Here is a 19,842-nt window from a genome sequence, read left to right on the forward strand (position 1 = left end):
ACCCGGCACCCGGCCGGATGATTGAAGATGCTCGGAAGGTGGCACTGTCCTGCAAGAACAAGCAGACGCGGGAGGACGGGTCATGAGCCACGCCGAGGACGAACTGACCAGCCAGCCCGAGTGCTGGGCCCGCGTCGCGGGCGACGCCGCCGCCCACGGCCGGGCGCTGCCCGCGCAGGGGGAGCGGGTCGCGATCGTCGGCTGCGGCACGTCGTACTTCATGGCCCAGGCCGCCGCCGTGCTGCGCGAGGGCTCGGGGCAGGGGGAGACCGACGCCTTCGCCGCGTCCGAGTTCCCCCACGGCCGCTCCTACGACCGGGTCCTCGCCCTCACCCGCTCCGGCACCACCACCGAAGTGCTCGAAGTGCTCACGGAGCTGAAAGGACGCACACCCACCACGGCCGTCACCGCCGACCCCGGGGCCCCCGTCATGGACGCCGCCGACGAGGCCGTCGTACTCGACTTCGCCGACGAACGCTCGGTGGTGCAGACCCGGTTCGCGACCACCGCCCTCACCCTGCTGCGCGCCCACCTCGGACTGCACGGCGACGACGTCGTCGTCGACGCCGGCACGGCGCTGTCCGCTCCGCTGCCCGAAGGGCTCGTCGACCGCACGCAGTTCACCTTCCTGGGCCGGGGCTGGACCGTCGGCCTCGCCAACGAGGCCGCGCTGAAGATGCGCGAGGCATCACTGTCCTGGACCGAGGCCTATCCGGCGATGGAGTACCGCCACGGCCCCATCAGCATCACCACCGGGGGCACGGCCACCTGGATGCTCGGCAGCGCCCCGCAGGGACTGGCCGAACAGGTCCGGGCCACGGGCGGGTCGTGGATCGAGAGCGAACTCGACCCGCTCGCCGAACTGATCCGCGCCCAGCGCCTCGCGGTCGCCGTCGCCCGGGCCCGCGGCCTGGACCCGGACCGCCCCCGCCACCTCACCCGCTCGGTGATCCTCGCGCCGTAACCCCCCGGAAAGGTCAGGACAGGCCGTGCCGCTTGCAGCCACCGGCGAGCTGGTCGCCCGCGCCGCCGCCGCGCGTTCCGCCGTCGTCGCCTTCAACATCATCACGCTGGAACACGTCGAGGCCGTCGTCGCCGGCGCCGAGGCGGCCGGCGCGCCCGTCGTCCTGCAGGTCAGCGAGAACGCGGTCAAGTTCCGCCACGGACGGCTGCTGCCGCTCGCCCGGGCGGCCACCGCCGCGGCCGAACGGGCCACCGTGCCCGTCGCGTTGCACCTCGACCACGTGCGGAGCGACGACCTGCTGCGTCAGGCGCCCGACGCGGGCTTCAGCTCCGTGATGTACGACGCCTCCCGGCTGCCGTACGCGGAGAACCTCGCCGCGACCAGCGCCGCCGCCGCCTGGGCACACGCCCGAGGGCTGTGGATCGAGGCCGAGCTGGGCGAGGTCGGAGGCAAGAACGGCGCGCCGCCGCTGGACGCCCACGCCCCCGGCGCACGTACCGACCCCGCGGAGGCGCACGCGTTCGTCACCGGCTCCGGGGTGGACGCCCTGGCCGTGGCCGTCGGCAACACCCACGCCATGACCGAGCGCACCGCGGCCCTCGACCACGACCTCCTCAAGCGCCTCGCCGGGGCACTGGACGTACCCCTCGTCCTGCACGGTTCCTCCGGCGTGCCCGACGGCGAACTGACCGCCGCCGTCACCGCCGGCATCACCAAGGTCAACGTCGGCACCGCCCTCAACATCGCGATGACCGGAGCGATCCGCGACTTCCTCGCCGCCCACCCCCGGGCGGTCGACTCCCGCACGTACCTCGGCGTGGGGCGGGAGGCGATGGTGGGGGAGGTGCGGCGGCTCATCGGCCTGATCGGCACGCCCCGTACGACGGCTACCTCCTGACGGCCTTCAGCACCACGAACTTCGGGTCGCTCGCGACGAGCCGGCTGTTGCCGAACACCCGGCGCAGCTTGACGTGGTAGCCCAGGTGCCGGTTGCCGATCACCCACAGCTCGCCGCCGGGGCGCAGCGCGCGCCGCGCCCCGGTGAACATGCGCCAGGCCGTCGTGTCCGTCGTCGCCTGGTGCGAGTGGAACGGCGGGTTGTTGAGCACCAGGTCCACGCTGCCGGCCGGCACCCCGGCCAGCCCGTCGCCGACCCGGAACTCGGCGTGCCCGGGCACGCCGTTCTCCCTGTACGTCGCCTCCGCCGAGGCCACGGCCTGGAACGACTCGTCCGTGAACAGCACCTCCGCGTCCGGGTTCGCCAGCGCCAGCGCCGTACCGACGACACCGTTGCCGCAGCCCAGGTCCACCACCCGGCGGGCGCCCCGGCCGTCGGGGAGGTGCCGCAGGAAGAAGCGGGTGCCGATGTCGAGGCGGTCGGCGCAGAAGACCCCCGCGTGGTTGACGACCCTCCGGCCGGACGCCGCGCCGATGCCGTCGGGCAGCGTGTAGCTGTACGGCCACGGATTGGCGGGCCGCTCCAGGGCGGGGTCCGGGGTGCAGAGGATCAGCCGGGCCTTGCGCCGGGCGAGCGAGGTCCTGGTCGGGCCGAGGATCCGCTCGAACAGCGTCAGCGTCGAGGTGTGGATCTCCTTCACCATCCCGGTGCCGACGACGACCGTGCCCTCGTGCAGGCAGGGCGCCAGGCGCAGCAGCTGGTCCTCCAGCAGGGCGAGGCTCTTGGGCACCCGTACCAGCAGCACGTCGATGCGGTCGGGCGGCGGGTCCTGCGTGGTGAGCAGGCGTACCGCGCCGGGCCCGGCGCCGTTGCGGGCGAGGTTCGCACGGGTCGCCTCCTGCCCGAGGAACGAGTCGGTGATCTGCACCGGCCGGTGCGCCGTCAGCGCCGTGACCAGGGCACCCCACCGGTCGCCCACGACCACGACGGTCCCGGACAGGTCCACCCCCTGCTCGTCGAGATGCCGCAGCAGATACTCGTCGGAGGCGTCCCAGGCCCGCAGCCGGTCACGTGGATCCTCGGGAAACCGGGCGAGCACCGGCTCGCCCCAGGGAGTTGTCATACGCTGGTTCATCGCCCGTCAAGGCTAGCCGAGCCGCAGCTCACGGCCGCTGCGGCAGGAGGGGAGACATGGACGCCGAGCTGTTCCCCCGGAGCCGTACACAGGTCGCCCCGGGAGCGGTGCACGTACCGGACTGGCTGGAGCCGGCACGCCAGCGCGAGCTGCTCGCCGCCTGCCGCGAGTGGGCCCGCCCGCCCGCCGGCCTGCGCACGGTGCGCACCCCGGGCGGCGGGACGATGACCGCGCGGCAGGTCTGCCTGGGCCTGCACTGGTACCCGTACGGCTACGCCCGCACGGCCGTCGACGGCGACGGCGCCCCGGTCAAGCCGTTCCCCGCCTGGCTGGGCGAACTGGGACGCGCGGCGGTGGCGGACGCCCTGGGGCCCGAGGCGGTCACGGAGGCGGCGTACGACATCGCGCTGATCAACTTCTATGACGCCGACGCGCGCATGGGCATGCACCGCGACAGCGACGAGAAGTCCGGCGCGCCGGTGGTGTCGCTGAGCCTCGGCGACACCTGCGTGTTCCGCTTCGGCAACACCGGGACCCGTACCCGGCCCTGGACCGACGTCGAACTGCGCGGCGGTGACCTGTTCGTCTTCGGCGGCCCCTCCCGCCTGGCCCATCACGGCGTACCACGGATCCATCCGGGCACCGCCCCATCGGAGTTGGGCCTGACGGGGCGGCTGAACGTCACCCTGAGGGTGAGCGGCCTGTAGACCGCGCCGCTGGTCACCACAGGTGCGGATCATGGGAGACTCGCCCTCATGAGCGGCAAGGCGGGCCCCCGGGCGGCGGGGGAAGGGAGCACCTCGAGGACGCGGCTGGACCGGGGGCGCGGTGCGCTCGGGCCCGCGCTGGAACTCGTGCACACCGGACGCGCCCCGACCCGCGCGGTCCTCACCGCCGAGCTGGGGGTGACCCGGGCGACGGCCGGTGCGGTGGCCGCCGAACTGGAGGCGCTGGGCCTGATCCGGGTGGACGCCCGGCCGGGCGCGGCGGCCGGCTCCCAGGGCCGCCCCTCGCACCGTCTCTCGGTCGCCGAGGACGGGCCCGTCGCCCTCGCCGCGCAGGTGCACGCCGACGGCTTCCGTGCCGCCCTGGTGGGCCTGGGCGGCCGTATCGTGGCGACCGCCCCCGGCTGCGAGAGCGTCGACCCCGACCCGGCCAAGGTGCTCGGGTCCGTCGTCGAGGCCGGCGCGGAGCTGCTGCGCACGACCGGCCGGCGCTGCGTCGGCGCCGGGCTCGCCGTGCCCTCCGCGGTCGCCGAACCGGAGGGGCTGGCCCTGAACCCGCTCCACCTGGCCTGGCCCCCGGGCGCGCCGGTGCGCCGGCTCTTCGCGGAGTGCGTGCGCGCGGCGGGCATCACCGGACCGGCGTTCGCCGCCAACGACATCAACCTCGCCGCGCTCGCCGAGCACCGGCACGGCGCCGGCCGCGGCGCCCGCGACCTGCTGTGCGTGGCGACCGGACACCGGGGCGTGGGCGGCGCGCTGGTGCTGGACGGGCGGCTGCACTCGGGCAGCGCGGGCCTGGCGCTCGAGGTCGGCCACCTCACCGTCAACCCCGAGGGCCGCCCCTGCCACTGCGGCAGCCGCGGCTGCCTCGACGTCGAGGCGGACCCACTGGCCCTCCTCACCGCCGCCGGCCGCGAGCCGGGCCCCGAGGTCTCACTGCTGCAGCAGGCCGACGACCTGATCCGCCACCACTACGACGACCCGGCCGTCCGCACGGCCGTCGAAGCCCTCGTCGACCGCCTCGGCCTGGGCCTGGCCGGCCTGGTGAACATCCTCAACCCCGACCGCATCATCCTCGGCGGCCTCCATGGCACCCTCCTCGACGCCGCCCCCGACCGCCTGCGCGCCGTCGTCGCCGACCGCAGCCTGTGGGGCCAGAGCGGCGGCGTCCCCATCCTCCCCTGCGCCCTCGCCCACAACAGTCTGGTCGGCGCGGCGGAACTGGCCTGGCAGCCGGTCCTGGACGACCCGCTGACAGTGCCGGCCTGAGCAGCTCGGGCGGCACGGGCGAGGGACGGTGCGCTGTGAACACCGCGCCCCGCCCGGTCAGCCGGCGACGGCGGAACGGGTGCCGTTGAGCACGGGGCCGGCGAAGCGGCGCGCGGGTTGCTCCGCGGTCACCAGGGCCGGTACCCGGGCCGGTACCGCGACCGAGGGGGCGGAGGTCGGCAGGGTGAACCAGACGACCTTGCCCTGCTCGCCGTCGGGACGCGCGCCCCAGCTCTCGCTCACCGCGGCCACCATCGCCAGCCCCCGGCCTCCGGTGGCCAGCGGCGCGATCTCGCCCATGTCCTCCACCACGGGAAGACGCGGGTCGTGGTCGCGCACGGAGACCGTGAGCCGGTCGAGCAGCAGCTCGAGCTCGACGGTGCACAGCTTGTCCGGCTGGGCGTGCTGGTGGACGTTGGTCAACAGCTCCGTCACACCGAGCGCGGCCCGGTCGATCAGAGGGTCAAGATGCCAGTAGCGCAAGTGCGCCGATACGATTCTGCGGACCTGGCCGATCCGCGACGGCAGGGCTTGGAGCTCCACCGTGCAGTGCCTGCTTGGGTGACTGATCACGGCTGCGACTCCCCGACGTTGAGGTCCGGAAGAACACGACGTTTCGGATGCAGCAGGACGCCTGCGTGACACCGCCGCCTGCTGCCGTGGCCGGCGGGCTGGTTCGCAGCGTTATCGCCGGTAAACCCTGAGTGACGTGAGACCAGAGTGACTCACGAGGTGGGGTCCCGCAACTCACCGTCGCTCAGCCGCCGCCCGGCGTACGGCCTCGACGAACCGGCGAGCCGCCGGCGGCCCCGGCTCGCCCGGTGCGGGGTCGTGGCCGCCCAGGGTCAGCACGTACCGCTTGCCGTCGAGGTCGGCGAGCGCCCGGTCGTCCGGGGCGTACCAGGGCTTGGACGCGCGCACCGCCCCCAGCGGCGCGCTGTCGATCTCACTGCCGTAGCTGGTGAGCAACTCCAGTCTGCCGTCGCTGATCCGGACCTGTCCGGCCCGGGTGAGCGAGCGCAGTCGCTTGCCGATCCGCACGCCCGTGGCCGTGAACTCCGGTTCCGCCATCCTTTCCCGCCCCCTCGCGCGTGTCGCCGGCTCGATGACTCCGCCTGGACCACGAGCCGGCGGCCCGGCTCGTTCGAGATCCAGTGTGGGTCCCCGTCGGGCTCTTTCGTCCCGCGCGGTGCAGTCTGCACGCCTTCGGCAGCGAGCACCAGTGCCCGGGACGCGCTGACGGCCGGCGCCCGGAGCACTCACGCCAATGCGCCCCCACCCGTGCGCCCACCGCACCACGGGCGGGCTCCGGCGAGCCGCGCTCCCAGGGTTTCTTTGAGCCCCTCAAAGGTGCGTTTATGCAGGTGAGAAGCGTGTCGGAGGTGTCTATCATCGGTGGCGTCCGGCTGCGCGACACGCCGTCGGCACACAGCACAAGGAGCCTCGCGTGAGCATCACCCAGCCGCGGCGGACCAGCGACACCCTGGACGTCGACCGCAGCGACAGCGGATACCGCGACTGGCTGAAAGAAGCCGTCCGCAAGGTCCAGGCCGACGCCAACCGCTCGGCCGACACCCATCTGCTGCGCTTCCCGCTGCCCGAGGAGTGGGGCATCGACCTGTATCTGAAGGACGAGTCGACCCACCCGACCGGAAGCCTCAAGCACCGCCTGGCGCGCTCGCTGTTCCTGTACGGACTGTGCAATGGCTGGATCCGCCCGGACGGCCCGGTGATCGAGGCCTCCAGCGGCTCGACGGCCGTCTCGGAGGCGTACTTCGCGAAGCTGATCGGCGTGCCCTTCATCGCGGTCATGCCGCGCACGACGAGCGCCGAGAAGTGCCGCCTGATCGAGTTCCACGGCGGGCGGTGCCACTTCGTGGACGACCCGCGCACGATGTACGAGGCCTCCGCCGCCCTCGCGGCCGAGACCGGCGGCCACTACATGGACCAGTTCACCTACGCCGAGCGGGCCACGGACTGGCGCGGCAACAACAACATCGCCGAATCCATCTTCCGCCAGATGGAGCTGGAGCGCTTCCCGGAACCGGCCTGGATCGTCGCCACCGCGGGAACCGGCGGCACCTCGGCGACCATCGCGCGCTACGTCCGCTACCTGCAGTACGACACCCGTGTCTGCGTCGCCGACCCCGACAACTCCTGCTTCTTCGAGGGCTGGACCACCGGCGATCCGGACGCCACCTGCGACTCCGGCTCGCGCATCGAGGGCATCGGCCGGCCGCGCATGGAACCGAGCTTCGTGCCCGGTGCCGTCGACCGCATGATGAAGGTCCCGGACGCCGCCGCCGTGGCCGCCGTACGCGCCCTGGAGCGGGCCATCGGCCGCAAGGCGGGCGGCTCCACCGGAACCGGTCTGTGGAGCGCCCTGAAAATCGTCGCCGAGATGCTGCGGGAAGGCCGCCAAGGCAGTGTCGTCACCCTCCTGTGCGACCCGGGCGACCGCTACCTCGACAAGTACTACTCGGACACCTGGCTGACCGAACAGGGCCTGGACAGCGCCCCGTACACGGCGGCGATCGAGTCGTTCCTGACGACAGGGGTGTGGCCGGACTGAGCGGTCCGTTCAGTCCCGTTCGGGTTCGTGCGACCCGGTCCGGCCGGGGCACCGGGCCGACAGGCGGTGGTCCAGGGACGTCACCGCGTTGTGGAAGGCACGGCCGAGACCCCGCCGGGCCAGGTTCAGGGTGAGCCGGAAGGGGGCCGTGCCGTCGGCCGCGAAGGTCCACTGGACGCGGGTGCCGTTGCCGTCCGGGGTCAGGAGCCACTCCTCGGCCAGTGCTCGGGCGCCCGGCGCGTTGGTGGTGTCGACCCGGTGGGCGTGGAGCTCGGGGCGCCGCGCGGCGAGGACCGTCCCCTGGAAGCGGGTCCCGCCCCTGAGGTGTGTCTCGCGTCCGGCGCCGCCGTCGGCCGGCCGCGCGTACGTCACCGCCGAGAACCACTCGGTCCAGCCCGGCACGTCCTCGGCGAGCGCGTCGAAGACCCGCTCGGGGGAGGCGGAGACCTCCCGCGCGAACACCAGCCGTACGGGCGCGGTCCCGGCGAAGTCGGTCCCCACCGGGCGCAGACGGTGAGCCATGGACGAACCTCCCTCAAGGCGTACCGGCAGCACGGTCGGGCCGCGCGCGGTCACCGTAGCTGACGTCCGCTCAGCTGTCTGCCGCGTCCCCGGGCTCGCCCGCCACCACCAGCCGCAGGTGTTCCGAGACCTCGGCGCGCGCCTCGGCCGGCAGCCCGGTGTCCGTCACCAGGGTGTCGACCTGGTCCAGCGCGGCGAAGGAACTCAGGCCCACCACGCCCCACTTGGTGTGGTCGGCGACCACCACCACGCGCCGCGCGGACCGCACCAGCCGGCGGTTGGTCTCGGCCTCCGCCAGGTTCGGCGTGGACAGCCCGGCCTCGGCCGATATCCCGTGCACCCCGAGGAACAGCACGTCGAAGTGGAGCGTGGCGATCGCCTGGTCGGCCACCGGCCCCACCAGCGAGTCGGACGGCGTGCGCACCCCGCCGGTCAGGACGACCGTCGCCGCGCCCTGCCGCTGACCGGAGCCGCGCTGCGCCGAGTGGAAGACGTCCGCCACCCGCACCGAGTTGGTGACCACCGTCAGGTCGGGCACGTCCAGCAGCTGGTGGGCCAGCGCGTACGTCGTCGTACCGCCCGAGAGGGCGATCGCCGTACCCGGCGCGACCAGCCGGGCCGCCGCCCGCGCGATGTCCCCCTTGGCGGTCGGCTCCAGACCCGACTTGGCCTCGAAGCCCGGCTCGTGCGTACTGGCCTCCACGACCGGAACCGCCCCGCCGTGCACCTTCTCCAGCACGCCCTGGCGGGCCAGCGCGTCCAGGTCGCGGCGGACCGTCATGTCCGACACGCCGAGCTTCCGGGTCAGCTCGTTGACCCGGACACCGCCACGGCGCCGGACCTCGTCCACGATCAGGGCACGCCGCTGCTCCGCGAGGAGGTTCTGATTCTCACTCACGTGTGCTCCGGTTCCTTTCGCCTCAAGCCGCCCGACCCGCGCGGAGGTCCCATCCTTTCATGGGGCGGCGCTCGCCGCGCCGGAGCCCACCCGACGCGCACATGCCATCTTTGCCCTCCCCTGCGCGTCGGCGTCACCCGTACCGGGGAGACTCCGGTGACAAGGGGTGTGCCACGGGCCACGAACGGCCATCCTGGTGCCCGCACGGGCACAGACCCACGACACAGAACCACGGCACAGACCCACGACACACACCCACGGACACCCGACGGACGCGTCACGGGGGGCGAACAGTGGAACGTGCGCAGCAGCCGGCGACCGGATGCGCCCTGGAACTCCTGGTGCACGGTGTCGGCGGCACCACGCCCGAGAGGATGCTGGACGATCCGCGCACGGTGCGGATCACCGGCGACGACACCGCGGCCGTCTTCCGCCGCGCCGACGACGTCGACGCCGAGACGCAGCCCGAGAAGCACCGCGGCACGCCGGTACCCGAGGCGTACGTCTGGTGCAACCTCACCTCGGGCAACAGCGCCCGCGCCCTGTGGCTGTTGCTGCTGCCGTTCATGGTGGTCAACCTCGCCCACTGGATGCGCCCCGGCGCACCCGGCCGCCCCCGCACCGTGCGCCTGTACGGCCTGCTGGTAAGGCTGGCCGGCCTCACCCTGACCGTGCTGCTCGTCGCCGCCGCCTGCGAGGTCGCCCTGGACCTCACGGCCTGGCAGTGCGCGGGCACACACGCGTGTGCCGCACGCCACTCCTGGCTGGGCTTCCTGTCGCCCTCGGCCGGCGGCTGGTGGAGTGCGCCCGGCCGCCGTCTCGCCCTCGCCGCCCTGGTGCCCGCGGCCCTCACCGGCCTGCTGTGGTACCTGGCCCACCGCACCTGGAACGCCTACGAGTCCCAGCAGCCGATGTCCCGCGACCCCGAGCCCGAGGAGGACACCGGCAGCGGTTCCCTGGGCCGGCCCGGCTTCTGGTACGGCCGCCGCCTGGTGGCCCGGCTGCGCGCCGCCCACACCGCCGCCGGACTGCTCACCGTCGCCGCCGCGATCGCCGCGCCCGCGGCGGCCCTCGACCGCCGCCCCGGCGGCCCCGTGGTCCTCGACGTCCTGGGCCGGCTCCTGCTCGCCGCTCTGCTCGCCTGGGCCGCCGCCGTGGTCTGGGTCGTCTGCCGCCGCGGCCGCACCGAGCACCTGCTCGACCGGCAACTGGACCGCCACCTCGTACGACGGCTGCCGCTCGGCGCCCTCTTGCTGCTCCTGCTCACCGCCGTGTACGCCGGCTGGTCGCGCCCCGGCTGGACCTCGGCGGGGCGGCTGGCCGGCGACACCACCTTCGGCGGCCTCGCCCTGGGGCAGGGCCTGCTGGTCGTCGCCCTCGGCGTCACCGCGCACGCCCTGTACCGCACCCGCCCCGACCCCCGGGCCGTGCTGCGGGGCCTGGGCGGACCCGCGGTCGCGATGCTGGCCTGCGCGCTCGGCGGCGTGATGTCCGGCGGGGTCTGCCAGCGGGTGGCCGACTGGCTGGACGGCACCGGCACCTCCATCCCGGGCCCGCCGGTCACGCTCACCTGGCAGGCATCCGTCATCCCGCCGCTGCTCCTCGTCCTGCTGGCGCTCTGCGGCCGGCTCGCCGGGCGCGCCCGGCGGCTGGCCCGCGCCCTGCGCACCACGGTCGAACGGGACCACCCCGGCGAGCCGCCCGACCCCGAGCGCACGCGCCGGATCGCCCGCACCCGCGCGATGGCGACGCTCACCGACGACGCTCCCCTCGTCGTCGGCGTCACCTCCGCCGCCACCCTCGTCCTCGGCGCCGCCGCACTCGCCGGCGCCCTCGGCTCCGGCAGGACCCCGGCCGGAGCCGCCGCCGGCACCCACCCCGCCCTCCAGGGCGCGGCCCAGACCGCGCAGGCCCTGGGCTCCTGGCTGATCGGACTGGGCTTCGTACTCTTCGTCACCTGGGGCCGGCGCGCCTACAAGGACGCCTCCGCCCGGCGCACCATCGGCATCCTGTGGGACGTCGGCACCTTCTGGCCGCGCGCCGCCCACCCCTTCGCCCCGCCCTGCTACGCCGAACGGGCCGTGCCCGACCTGACCTGGCGGATGGCGACCTGGACCCGGTCCACGGGCGGCCGGCTGGTGCTGTCCGGGCACTCCCAGGGCAGCGTGCTGGCCGCCGCCGCGGCCTGGCAGCTCACTCCGCCGGTCCGCGGGCGGGTCGCGCTGCTGACCTACGGATCGCCGCTGGAGCGGCTCTACGGCCGCTGGTTCCCGGCCCACTTCGGGCCGGCCGCCCTCGGTGCCCTGCACCGGGACGTGGACTGCTGGCGCAACCTGTACCGGCTCACCGACCCCATCGGCGGCCCGGTCCGGCTCACCGGCGACTGCGGCCCCGAGGTGGACCGTGCCCCGCTGGGGGACCCGCTCGCCTACAGCCGCACCGCACAGCATCCGCTGCCCGCCCCGATCCTCGGCCACTCCGACTACCAGGCGGACCCGGCCTTCGCCGAGGAACGCGGACGGCTGCTCGCCCGGCTGCGCCCGGACCTGCCCGCACCGCGCCACGGTCCGCCCGAACTCCCGGACGCCGAACCGAGGACCGCCCACGAGCCGCCGGGCGGCACCGGGGCTCAGGACAGCGTGGGCAGATCCTCGGGGTAGAGCAGCGTCAGATCGTCCGTGCTGGGGTCGGCGAGCTGGGCGACCCGGCCCGCGTGCCGCTCCACCATCGCCTCGAAGGTCTGGCGCGCGGTACGGCCGTTGCCGAACGCCGGGCCCTTGGGGACCGCCGTGAAGTACGCCAGCAGGGCCTCGGCAGCCCCCGGCGCCAGCCGGTACTCGTGCTCCTCGGCCTGCTGCTCCACGATCCGCAGCAGTTCGTCGGGGCCGTAGTCGCCGAAGGTGATGGTGCGGGAGAAGCGGGAGGCCACACCGGGGTTGACGGAAAGGAAGCGTTCCATCTCGGCGGTGTATCCGGCGACGATCACCACCACCGCGTCCCGGTGGTCCTCCATCAGCTTCACCAGCGTGTCGATGGCCTCCTTGCCGAAGTCCCGCCCGGCGTCCTCCGGGGAGAGCGCGTACGCCTCGTCGATGAACAGCACGCCGCCGCGCGCCCGTTCGAACGCCTCCTGGGTGCGGATCGCGGTGGAGCCGATGTGCTCGCCGACCAGGTCGACACGGGAGACCTCGACGAGATGCCCCTTCTCCAGCACGCCGAGGGCGGCGAGGATCTCGCCGTACAGACGGGCGACCGTGGTCTTGCCGGTGCCGGGGGAGCCGGTGAAGACCAGATGGCGCTTGACCGAGGCGGCCTTCAGCCCGGCCCGCTGCCGGCGCCGGCCCACCTCGATCATGTCGGTCAGGGCGCGCACCTCCCGCTTGACGCTGTCCAGGCCCACCAGCGCGTCGAGTGCGCCGAGGACGTCCTTCGCGGTCCGGCCGGGCGGCTCCGGCTCGGCGGCGGTCACCAACGGCTCCTGCTCGGTGGTGCGCTGCCCGGGGATCGCGCCCAGCAGACCGGGGAACGGACTCGCCGCCTGCACGGCCGTCTCCCGGGCCGCGGGCGGGCGCACACCGCCGCTCTCGTCGCTGGCGCAGTCCTCGACCACGGGACCCGACCCGGCGCCGACGTCCGGCCCGCCGTCCGCGAACTCGTAGCCGCCGCGCGCGCATCGCTCCGTACGGCACTTCCTCAGCGTCGTACGGCAGCCGTCGATCACGTGGAAGCCGTAGCCGCCGCTGTCCGTCACCCGGCAGTCCAGGAAGCTGCCGCGGCCCCCGGCGGAGACGTAGAAGCCGGCCTCGGCGGGGGAGGAGACCGTGCACCGCTCGATGGTGGGGTCGGCGCCCTTGGTGACGATCACGCCGGTCTGGGTGCCGTCCACCGTGCAGTTGCTCAGGGTGCCGCCGCTGCCGTGGTCGCGGAACCAGGCGCCCGTGGCCGCGTCCTTGATCCGGCAGTCGTCCAGCTGAGCGGTGGCGCCGTCGCTCACCGACACCGCCGTGTTGCGCACCTGGGTCAGGTCACTGTCCACGACGTCCGCCCGGGAGCCGCGGTCCAGCACGAACAGCGCGTCCGGCACGTCGTGCACCCGGCAGGCGTCGAGCACCGCGGTCGCGCCGTCGCTGACCCACACCGCCGGGTAGTCGCCGGTGCTGTCGAAGAGCTCGCACTGATTGGCGTCCACGCGTGTGCCCGGATCCCACACCGACAGGCCGTTGCGCCCGAACCGGTGCACCGTCGTCCGCGTCAGCGTCAGCACCGAACGCGACCGCAGGTCCACCGCGTTCTCCGGGATGTCGTGGATACGGCAGTCGGCGAGCGTCAGCACGGCGTCGGTGTCGAGGGTGACGCCGTCCGCGGTGGTGCGGTGCACATCGCAGTCGGTGAGGTGCGCGGTGGCCCCGCCCGTGACCTGGACGCCGCTGCCCCGCACCTCGTAGATCTCGCAACCCACCGCCTCCAGCGTGGAGTTGTCACCCGTCGCCGACAGGCCCACACCGGAGGTGTGGTGGATCCGGCAGCGCTCCAGCCGAGGGTGGGCACCGCCGCGGACCACCACGCCGGACTGCCCGGCCGCGAGGACCTCGCACTCCTCGAACACCCCGCCGCCGCCGTCGAGTACGGCGATGCCTATGCCGGCCGGATTGTCGACCGTGCAGCGCCGCACGGTCGGCCGGGCGCCACCGCGCACCTCGATGCCGGCCGCGGACCGGGTCACGATCCGCACATTGCCGATCTCCGGAGTCCCCTCCTCCACCAACAGGGCCGGTGCGGCGGCGTCCTGGCCCTCCACATGCAGGTCCTGCACCACCGCCGAGGCACGCACGGTCAGCGGCACCCCGTCGGCGGGGGCGATGCGCACCGAGCCGGGGGAGTTCTCGGGGCCGCGCAGTGTCACCGCCCGCTGGACCACGAGGTTCTCGCGGTAGGTGCCCGGGGCGACGGTGAGCACGTCACCGTCGGCCGCGGCCTCCAGGGCGGCGGCGAGCGATGCGTACTCACCCGTGCGGCGCCGCCACCGCGATGTGCCGGTGTGCGTCACCTGGACCGTGCCCTGTGCCATGGCGATGCTGTGCCCCCACCTCGTCGTACGCGGGTTGGTCGATGCCGAGTGCGTCGGCCGGTCCACCGTAGCGTGCCCGCGGACGGTCGGTTGACCGGAGCCGGAAGGCCGTCAGCTGCCGGTGCCGGTACGGCCCCAGTCCGGGCCCACCCGCTCCCAGGCCCGGTCCCACTGCGCGTACCGGCGGCGGACCAGGCGCCAGAGGACCAGCCGGCGTACGACCTCCACCAGGCCCGTGGTCAGCAGGGCCGCGCCGAATCCCGCCAGTACCGCATGGGTGGTGGCAGTGGCGGAGTCCAGGGGCCGGGGCACTGTGGCGCCGTGCGCGTCGGTCCACAGCGTGAAGGTCTCGCCGGGCTTCGGGGACCTCAGGTTCGTGGACACCGGTTCGTGCCGCCGGGTGCCGTCGGGAGCCGTCCAGTCGGCGAGGACGCGGCTGCGCACGTCCCGTCCCGGGGACAGCTCCGGATCGGGCTCCAGCCGGTTCAGCTCCTTCACCACCGTGGCCGTCACCTGGTACCGGGTCTGGCGCTGGTCGCGCACGGACTGCTGCAGGGCTCCCTGAGCGGCGGTGCCGGCCAGGGAACCGGTCACGGGGGCGACGACGAGGGCGAGCAGCAGGGCCGCCAACGCCACCCAGGACTCGACCAGATCGGTCGTGCGCCGCAGCGGATTGTGCCGCCAGCGCCAGAGTCCGCTGATCGCTCGCACGGTCCCCCACCCCCCTTCCCGCTCCGTCATGGCACCCGGCGAGGCAAGTCCGCCCCCGAACCCGGCCGGAGAGAGGGGCACGTCACCTCCGACGGTCCGGCCGGAACCCCCGGGAACGTCTCAGGAGAGCCAACGACCGGGCCCCGCCCCAGGGTTCCCGGCAGACGAGGGTCATTCGAGGACGCTGACCGGGTCGCCGAGCCGGATGGTGCCGGTCGACTCGGGCACCAGGTTCTGCCCGAAGACCAGTTCGCCGCCGAAGCGGCGGTGCCGGCCGAGGGTGCGCAACGGCTCCTTGCCGTGGACGGCTGTGGCCTGGTCGGTGGTGGTCACCACGCACCGGCCGCACGGCCTGGCGACCCGGAAGACGACCTCGCCGATCGCGATGCGCCGCCAGTCGTCCTCGGCCCAGGCGGGGGTGCCGGCCACCACGACGCTCGGCCGGAAGCGGTTCATCGGCAGCGGGCCCTCCTCGGCGTGATCGCCCTGGGCGATCAGCGAGTTGAGGGAGTCGAGGGAGGACCGCGAGGTGAGCAGCAGGGGGTAGCCGTCGGCGAAACTCACCGTCTCGCCCGGCAGGGCGTAGTCCGGGTCGACGGGACGGCGCGTGGCGGGGTCGTCCATGTGGACCAGACGGACGCCGGCTCCGAGGTGGCCGCTGCACCAGGCGTGGGCGGCCTCGTCCGCCGCAACGGCCTCCACCTTGTCGCCGAAGATGTCCACCGTCACCGTGTCACCCGGCCGCGGGACGGGCACCGTGACCGGGGCGCGTCCGGGTGCGGAAAGGCGAAGACCGCCGCCGGGCACGAGCTCGGCGGCGGCCAACGCGAGCTGCGGCAGCTGGCGTTGCGTGACGACCTTTCCCCCGTCGTCGATCAGCGCCCAGCGCCGGTCTCCGGCCAGCCCCCAGGGCTCCACGACAGCCTCCCGGAGCCCGACGGGCCGGAGCGCCTTGACCGGGTGGATGTGCGTGGACCACAGCTCCGCATTCCCCATGACCTCATCCTGCCAGGCGGCACGGACAGTCGGGGAGCGGATCAGTAACCGCGGTACTGCTGGTTGCCGTACGGGTCCTGGTAGGGCGCCGGGGCGGGCCGGGGAGCGGCCGGGCGCATGGCCTCGTAGCCGGTGCCGTTCGCCATCGGGCGCGGGGGCTGCGGCTGCTGCGGGCCGGGGTACCCGCGCGGCGCCGTGGCCTGCTGCGGGATGTAGGCCGTGGGCACCTGCTGCAGCGGGGCGGGCTGCGGCGTCTGCGGGTAGCCGTAGGAGGGCTGGGACGGGGCCGCCGGGAGGGCGGGCAGCGCCGAGGGGAGCGCCGGCAGGTGGCTGCCGCCCGTGCTCAGGTGGCTGCCCGTGTCGTACGGCGCGGGGACCCGGATCGGGGCGATCTGCGGGGTGCCCCGCTCGGCCACGAGCGAGTCGTAGATCGGGGTGTCGGGGAAAGAGGCGGAGTAGTAGCCGCCGCCATAAGAGGAGCGGGGGGAGGTCATGGCCATAAGTTAAGCCCACGATGTGCGGATTGGGGAGACCGATAAGAGGGTTGTTTCCCGCGTCGGCGGTGACGTGAGGTCACTAATACGAGTGAACTTGGGCAAGTGGGTCAGTGGTAGAGGTGCGGTCGGGTGTAAAGGCCGAGCTCTGAGGCGGGTTACCGGCGGTTGGCCAGGCACGTTCCGATCCTCCCCGTGGGAGACTGCCGGCACACGGGACGCCGCTACATGAGGGGGCAAGCATGTCCATGTCGAAGGGGTCGAACACGCCGGTGCCTGCCGCGACCCTGCGCGTCGAGGTGGGATGGCGGTCGGGACCCGGCGTCCCGGACGCGGACGCCTCGGCGCTGCTGCTGGTGGGCGGCAAGGTCCGCTCGGACACGGACTTCGTCTTCTACAACCAGCCCGCACACCCCTCCGGCGCGGTCCGACACGAGGGCAAGCGCACCGTCGGCGACCGGGTGACCGACACGCTGCTCGTCGACCTCACGCGCGTGGAGCCCGCGATCGAGACCGTGGTGCTGGTCGCCTCGGCGGACGGCGGCACCTTCGGCCAGGTGCCCGGCCTGTACGTCGAGGTGCGGGACGCCGCCCAGGGCACGGTGGCCGCGCGTTTCGACAGCACGGGCGCGAGCGTGGAGACGGCGTTCGTGCTGGGCGAGTTCTACCGCCGTCAGGGCGCCTGGAAGTTCCGTGCCGTGGGCCAGGGCTACAGCAGCGGTCTGGAGGGCCTGGCCACGGACTTCGGCATCACGGTGGACGAGCCGCAGCACGCGCCGCGGTCCCCGGCGGGACCTCCGCAGCCACCGCCCCCGGCCGGGCCTCCTGTGCCCCCTCCGCCGCTGACTACGCCCCCGGTCACCACGCCGCCGCCCGCCGCGCCCGCGCCTGCCGCGCCCCCCGTCCGGCTGAGCAAGGTGACGCTCACCAAGGCGGCCCCCGCGGTGTCGCTGACCAAGCAGGGCGGCACCTCCGGCGCCATGCGCGTCAACCTCAAGTGGCAGACGCGCAAGCAGTTCTCCGGCTGGGGCAGCAAGCGCGGCCGGGCGGTCGCCATGCACCGGGACCTCGACCTCGACCTGTGCGCCCTGTACGAACTGTCGGACGGACGCAAGGGCGTCGTCCAGGCCCTCGGCAACGCGTTCGGCTCGCTCCACCGACCGCCGTACATCCACCTCGACGGCGACGACCGCACCGGCGCGGTGGCGGAGGGCGAGAACCTCACGATCAACCTCGACCACACACAGGACTTCCGGCGCATCCTCGTCTTCGTGACCATCTACGAAGGCGCCCGCTCCTTCGCCGACCTGCACGCCACGGTCACCCTCCAGCCACAGCACGGGGCCCCGGTCGACTTCTCCCTCGACGAGTGCACCGTCCCCTCGACGGTGTGCGCGCTCGCCCTGATCACCAACACCGGGAGCGACCTCGTCGTCCAGCGCGAGGCCCGCTACCTGGTGCCCGAGCGCGGGGTGAGCCCGCAGCGGACGATCGACCGCGCCTACGGCTGGGGCATGAACTGGACCCCCGGCCGCAAGTGAGCGGCCACGTGCCGGTCACCCCTCGTCGGGCACGGCGTCCGGACGCGCGTACGTGCGGCCCTTCCAGGCCGCACCCCGCCCCCGGTGGTGCTGCACCGCCGAGTCGACCGTCATCAGCAGATACAGGAGAGCCGTGAACGGCAGCAGGGGAGCGAACCACGGCGGCCGGCGGTAGTAGCGGAGCATCGGCACGTACGTCCCCGTCATCACCAGCCACGCCAGCCCCCCGGCGAGCGCCGCCACCGCGCTGCCCGCCGCCAGGCCCACGGCCAGCGCCACCGGCGGCACCAGGTACACCAGCGTCAGTCCGGCGACCGTGCCGAGCAGTACCAGCGGGTTGTGGCGCAGCTGTGCGTAGGCGCTGCGCGAGACCATCCGCCACAGGTCGCGCAGGAGCGGGTAGGGGCGCACGCTGTCCACCCGCTCGGCGAGACCCAGCCAGACGTGCCCGCCGCCGCCCTTGACGGCCCGCGCGAGGGCCACGTCGTCGATCACCGCCTGCCGGATCGCGTCCGGGATGCGCGCCCGCTCGGCGGCCTCGGTGCGCAACAGCACGCAGCCGCCCGCGGCCGCCGCCGTCCGCGCACCCCTGCGGCCGATCCGGCGGAAGGGGTACAGCTGCGCGAAGAAATAGACGAAGGCCGGCACGACGAGCCGCTCCCACCGGGTCTCCACCCGCAGCCGGGCCATCTGCGAGACGACGTCGAAGCCTCCGGTGCGCGCCGCCGCCACCAGATGGCGCAGGCTGTCCGGGGCGTGGGCGATGTCCGCGTCCGTCAGGAGCAGGTACTCGGGCACGCGCGCGCGTGCCAGGCCGATGCCGTGCCGTACGGCCCACAGCTTGCCCGTCCAGCCGGCGGGCGGCTCACCCGGCGAGGCCACGGTCAGCGGCAGCCCGCCGCGCCGCCGCGAGAGCTCCCGGGCCAGCTCCCCGGTGCCGTCGGTGCTGCCGTCGTCGATCAGGAAGACCTCGGCCCGCCCCTGGTAGTCCTGCGCGAGCAGTGAGGGCAGGCTCGCGGACAGTACGGCGGCCTCGTCCCGTGCGGGGACGACGACGCACACCGCCGGCCAGTCGTCCGGGGCCGGGTCCTCGCGGGGCGGCAGCCTGACGTCCGTACGCCAGAAGAAGCCCTGGCCGAGCAGCAGCCACAGCCAGGCGGCGAGTGATCCGACGGCGCTCCACACGATCACGCTCACCCGCGCAGTCTGCCCCACCCGGGCGGCCGGTTCGAGGGAATCGTCTATCGTGGCCGGGTGAAGATCGCGCTCATGGACTCCGGAATCGGGCTGCTGGCGGCCACCGCCGCGGTACGGCGCCTGCGCCCCGACGCGGATCTCGTGCTCTCCCTGGACCCCGCGGGCATGCCCTGGGGTCCGCGCACGCCGGAGGACCTGACCGAGCGCGCGCTGGCCGTCGCCGAGGCCGCCGCCGCCCACCGCCCGGACGCCCTGATCGTCGGCTGCAACACCGCGACCGTGCACGCCCTGACCGCCCTGCGGGCCCGTCTCGAACCGGACCTGCCGGTCATCGGCACGGTACCCGCGATCAAACCCGCCGCGGCCGGCGGCGGCCCCGTCGCCATCTGGGCGACGCCCGCCACCACGGGCAGCCCCTACCAGCAGAACCTCATCCGCGAGTTCGCCGGCGGCGTGCCGGTCGCCGAGGTGCCCTGCTGGGGTCTCGCCGAGGCCGTCGAGCACGCGGACCGGGCGGCGATCGCCGAGGCCGTCCTCGCGGCCGCCGCGCTGACCCCCGAGGACGTGACGACCGTCGTCCTGGGCTGCACCCACTACGAACTGGTCGCCGACCACATCCGGACCGCCGTGCAGCGGCCGGACCGCCTCCCGCTGGTCCTGCACGGCTCCGCGGGCGCCGTCGCCACCCAGGCACTGCGCCGGATCGGCGCCCGGCCCGAGCCCGAGGCTCCGGCCGAGGGCACCGTGACCGTCCTGCTCAACGGACAGGAGAGCGTCCTGCCCGCACCCGCCCTGACCTACGCGGAAGGCCGTCTTCTTCAGCAGACCGCCCCCGTCCGCTGACGCACGGTC

18 protein-coding genes are annotated in these 19,842 nt (G+C 74.0%); 8 read left to right on the forward strand and 10 right to left on the reverse strand.

The window, feature by feature from the left end; genetic code table 11:
- Nucleotides 1–82 precede the first annotated feature (82 nt).
- Complete coding sequence (locus DEP02_RS13235; protein ID WP_112467522.1) at nucleotides 83–964, forward strand: SIS domain-containing protein; 882 nt, start codon at nucleotides 83–85, stop codon at nucleotides 962–964.
- A 25-nt stretch (nucleotides 965–989) separates the two neighbouring features.
- Nucleotides 990–1,862 carry a ketose-bisphosphate aldolase gene (locus DEP02_RS13240; RefSeq protein ID WP_112467523.1) on the forward strand — a complete coding sequence of 291 codons (873 nt, stop codon included), beginning with the start codon at nucleotides 990–992 and terminating at the stop codon, nucleotides 1,860–1,862.
- On the opposite strand, the gene DEP02_RS13245 is transcribed toward DEP02_RS13240, so the two are convergent.
- Nucleotides 1,852–2,985 carry a methyltransferase gene (locus tag DEP02_RS13245; protein ID WP_112467524.1) on the reverse strand — a complete coding sequence of 378 codons (1,134 nt, stop codon included), beginning with the start codon at nucleotides 2,983–2,985 and terminating at the stop codon, nucleotides 1,852–1,854. The two genes, DEP02_RS13240 and DEP02_RS13245, sit on opposite strands and share 11 nt — an antisense overlap.
- A 68-nt stretch (nucleotides 2,986–3,053) precedes the next feature.
- On the opposite strand from DEP02_RS13245, the gene DEP02_RS13250 reads away from it, so the two are divergent.
- Together DEP02_RS13250 and DEP02_RS13255 are read left to right on the forward strand one after the other, a co-directional pair.
- On the forward strand, nucleotides 3,054–3,704 hold the full coding sequence (locus DEP02_RS13250; RefSeq protein WP_112467525.1) for an alpha-ketoglutarate-dependent dioxygenase AlkB family protein: 651 nt from the start codon (nucleotides 3,054–3,056) through the stop codon (nucleotides 3,702–3,704).
- 48 nt (nucleotides 3,705–3,752) lie between these two features.
- A complete protein-coding gene (locus tag DEP02_RS13255) occupies nucleotides 3,753–4,991 on the forward strand; it encodes an ROK family protein (RefSeq protein ID WP_112467526.1) in 1,239 nt (412 codons plus the stop codon).
- Between the two features lie 57 nt (nucleotides 4,992–5,048).
- Here DEP02_RS13255 and DEP02_RS13260 read toward each other — a convergent pair whose 3' ends face one another.
- On the reverse strand, nucleotides 5,049–5,564 hold the full coding sequence (locus tag DEP02_RS13260) for an ATP-binding protein (RefSeq protein WP_112467527.1): 516 nt from the start codon (nucleotides 5,562–5,564) through the stop codon (nucleotides 5,049–5,051).
- Between the two features lie 174 nt (nucleotides 5,565–5,738).
- Nucleotides 5,739–6,062 carry a hypothetical protein gene (locus tag DEP02_RS13265; RefSeq protein ID WP_112467528.1) on the reverse strand — a complete coding sequence of 108 codons (324 nt, stop codon included), beginning with the start codon at nucleotides 6,060–6,062 and terminating at the stop codon, nucleotides 5,739–5,741.
- Between the two features lie 376 nt (nucleotides 6,063–6,438).
- On the opposite strand from DEP02_RS13265, the gene cds1 reads away from it, so the two are divergent.
- On the forward strand, nucleotides 6,439–7,563 hold the full coding sequence (cds1, locus tag DEP02_RS13270) for an L-cysteine desulfhydrase Cds1 (RefSeq protein WP_112467529.1): 1,125 nt from the start codon (nucleotides 6,439–6,441) through the stop codon (nucleotides 7,561–7,563).
- Between the two features lie 9 nt (nucleotides 7,564–7,572).
- Here cds1 and DEP02_RS13275 read toward each other — a convergent pair whose 3' ends face one another.
- Together DEP02_RS13275 and DEP02_RS13280 are read right to left on the reverse strand one after the other, a co-directional pair.
- Nucleotides 7,573–8,085, reverse strand: a complete 513-nt coding sequence (locus tag DEP02_RS13275; protein WP_112467530.1) for an SRPBCC family protein — start codon at nucleotides 8,083–8,085, stop codon at nucleotides 7,573–7,575.
- 70 nt (nucleotides 8,086–8,155) lie between these two features.
- Nucleotides 8,156–8,983: a DeoR/GlpR family DNA-binding transcription regulator gene (locus tag DEP02_RS13280; RefSeq protein WP_112467531.1), complete on the reverse strand. Its 828-nt coding sequence runs from the start codon at nucleotides 8,981–8,983 to the stop codon at nucleotides 8,156–8,158.
- A gap of 374 nt (nucleotides 8,984–9,357) precedes the next feature.
- Here DEP02_RS13280 and DEP02_RS13285 point away from each other — a divergent pair, with 374 nt between their 5' ends.
- Nucleotides 9,358–11,643, forward strand: coding sequence for a hypothetical protein (locus tag DEP02_RS13285; RefSeq protein WP_112467563.1), 2,286 nt, complete (start codon nucleotides 9,358–9,360; stop codon nucleotides 11,641–11,643).
- On the opposite strand, the gene DEP02_RS13290 is transcribed toward DEP02_RS13285, so the two are convergent.
- The 4 genes from DEP02_RS13290 to DEP02_RS13305 all read right to left on the reverse strand — a co-directional run bounded on the left by DEP02_RS13290 (nucleotide 11,613) and on the right by DEP02_RS13305 (nucleotide 16,252).
- Entirely contained in the window at nucleotides 11,613–14,051 is a 2,439-nt protein-coding gene (locus DEP02_RS13290) for a right-handed parallel beta-helix repeat-containing protein (RefSeq protein ID WP_198668425.1), read from the reverse strand. The two genes, DEP02_RS13285 and DEP02_RS13290, sit on opposite strands and share 31 nt — an antisense overlap.
- 111 nt (nucleotides 14,052–14,162) lie before the next feature.
- On the reverse strand, nucleotides 14,163–14,762 hold the full coding sequence (locus tag DEP02_RS13295) for an Rv1733c family protein (RefSeq protein ID WP_112467533.1): 600 nt from the start codon (nucleotides 14,760–14,762) through the stop codon (nucleotides 14,163–14,165).
- A gap of 171 nt (nucleotides 14,763–14,933) precedes the next feature.
- Nucleotides 14,934–15,758 (reverse strand): MOSC domain-containing protein, encoded by an 825-nt coding sequence (locus tag DEP02_RS13300; RefSeq protein ID WP_112467534.1) that lies wholly within the window; start codon nucleotides 15,756–15,758, stop codon nucleotides 14,934–14,936.
- Nucleotides 15,759–15,799: 41 nt separating this feature from the next.
- Nucleotides 15,800–16,252 (reverse strand): DUF6643 family protein, encoded by a 453-nt coding sequence (locus DEP02_RS13305; RefSeq protein ID WP_198668426.1) that lies wholly within the window; start codon nucleotides 16,250–16,252, stop codon nucleotides 15,800–15,802.
- Nucleotides 16,253–16,500: 248 nt separating this feature from the next.
- Here DEP02_RS13305 and DEP02_RS13310 point away from each other — a divergent pair, with 248 nt between their 5' ends.
- A complete protein-coding gene (locus DEP02_RS13310) occupies nucleotides 16,501–17,793 on the forward strand; it encodes a TerD family protein (RefSeq protein ID WP_112467564.1) in 1,293 nt (430 codons plus the stop codon).
- A gap of 15 nt (nucleotides 17,794–17,808) precedes the next feature.
- Here DEP02_RS13310 and DEP02_RS13315 read toward each other — a convergent pair whose 3' ends face one another.
- A complete protein-coding gene (locus DEP02_RS13315; protein ID WP_112467536.1) occupies nucleotides 17,809–19,008 on the reverse strand; it encodes a glycosyltransferase in 1,200 nt (399 codons plus the stop codon).
- 39 nt (nucleotides 19,009–19,047) lie between these two features.
- Here DEP02_RS13315 and DEP02_RS13320 point away from each other — a divergent pair, with 39 nt between their 5' ends.
- Nucleotides 19,048–19,833, forward strand: a complete 786-nt coding sequence (locus DEP02_RS13320) for a glutamate racemase (RefSeq protein ID WP_112467537.1) — start codon at nucleotides 19,048–19,050, stop codon at nucleotides 19,831–19,833.
- Nucleotides 19,834–19,842: the final 9 nt, after the last annotated feature.

This window comes from Streptomyces triticisoli (assembly GCF_003270085.1).
Lineage (GTDB): Bacteria > Actinomycetota > Actinomycetes > Streptomycetales > Streptomycetaceae > Streptomyces > Streptomyces triticisoli.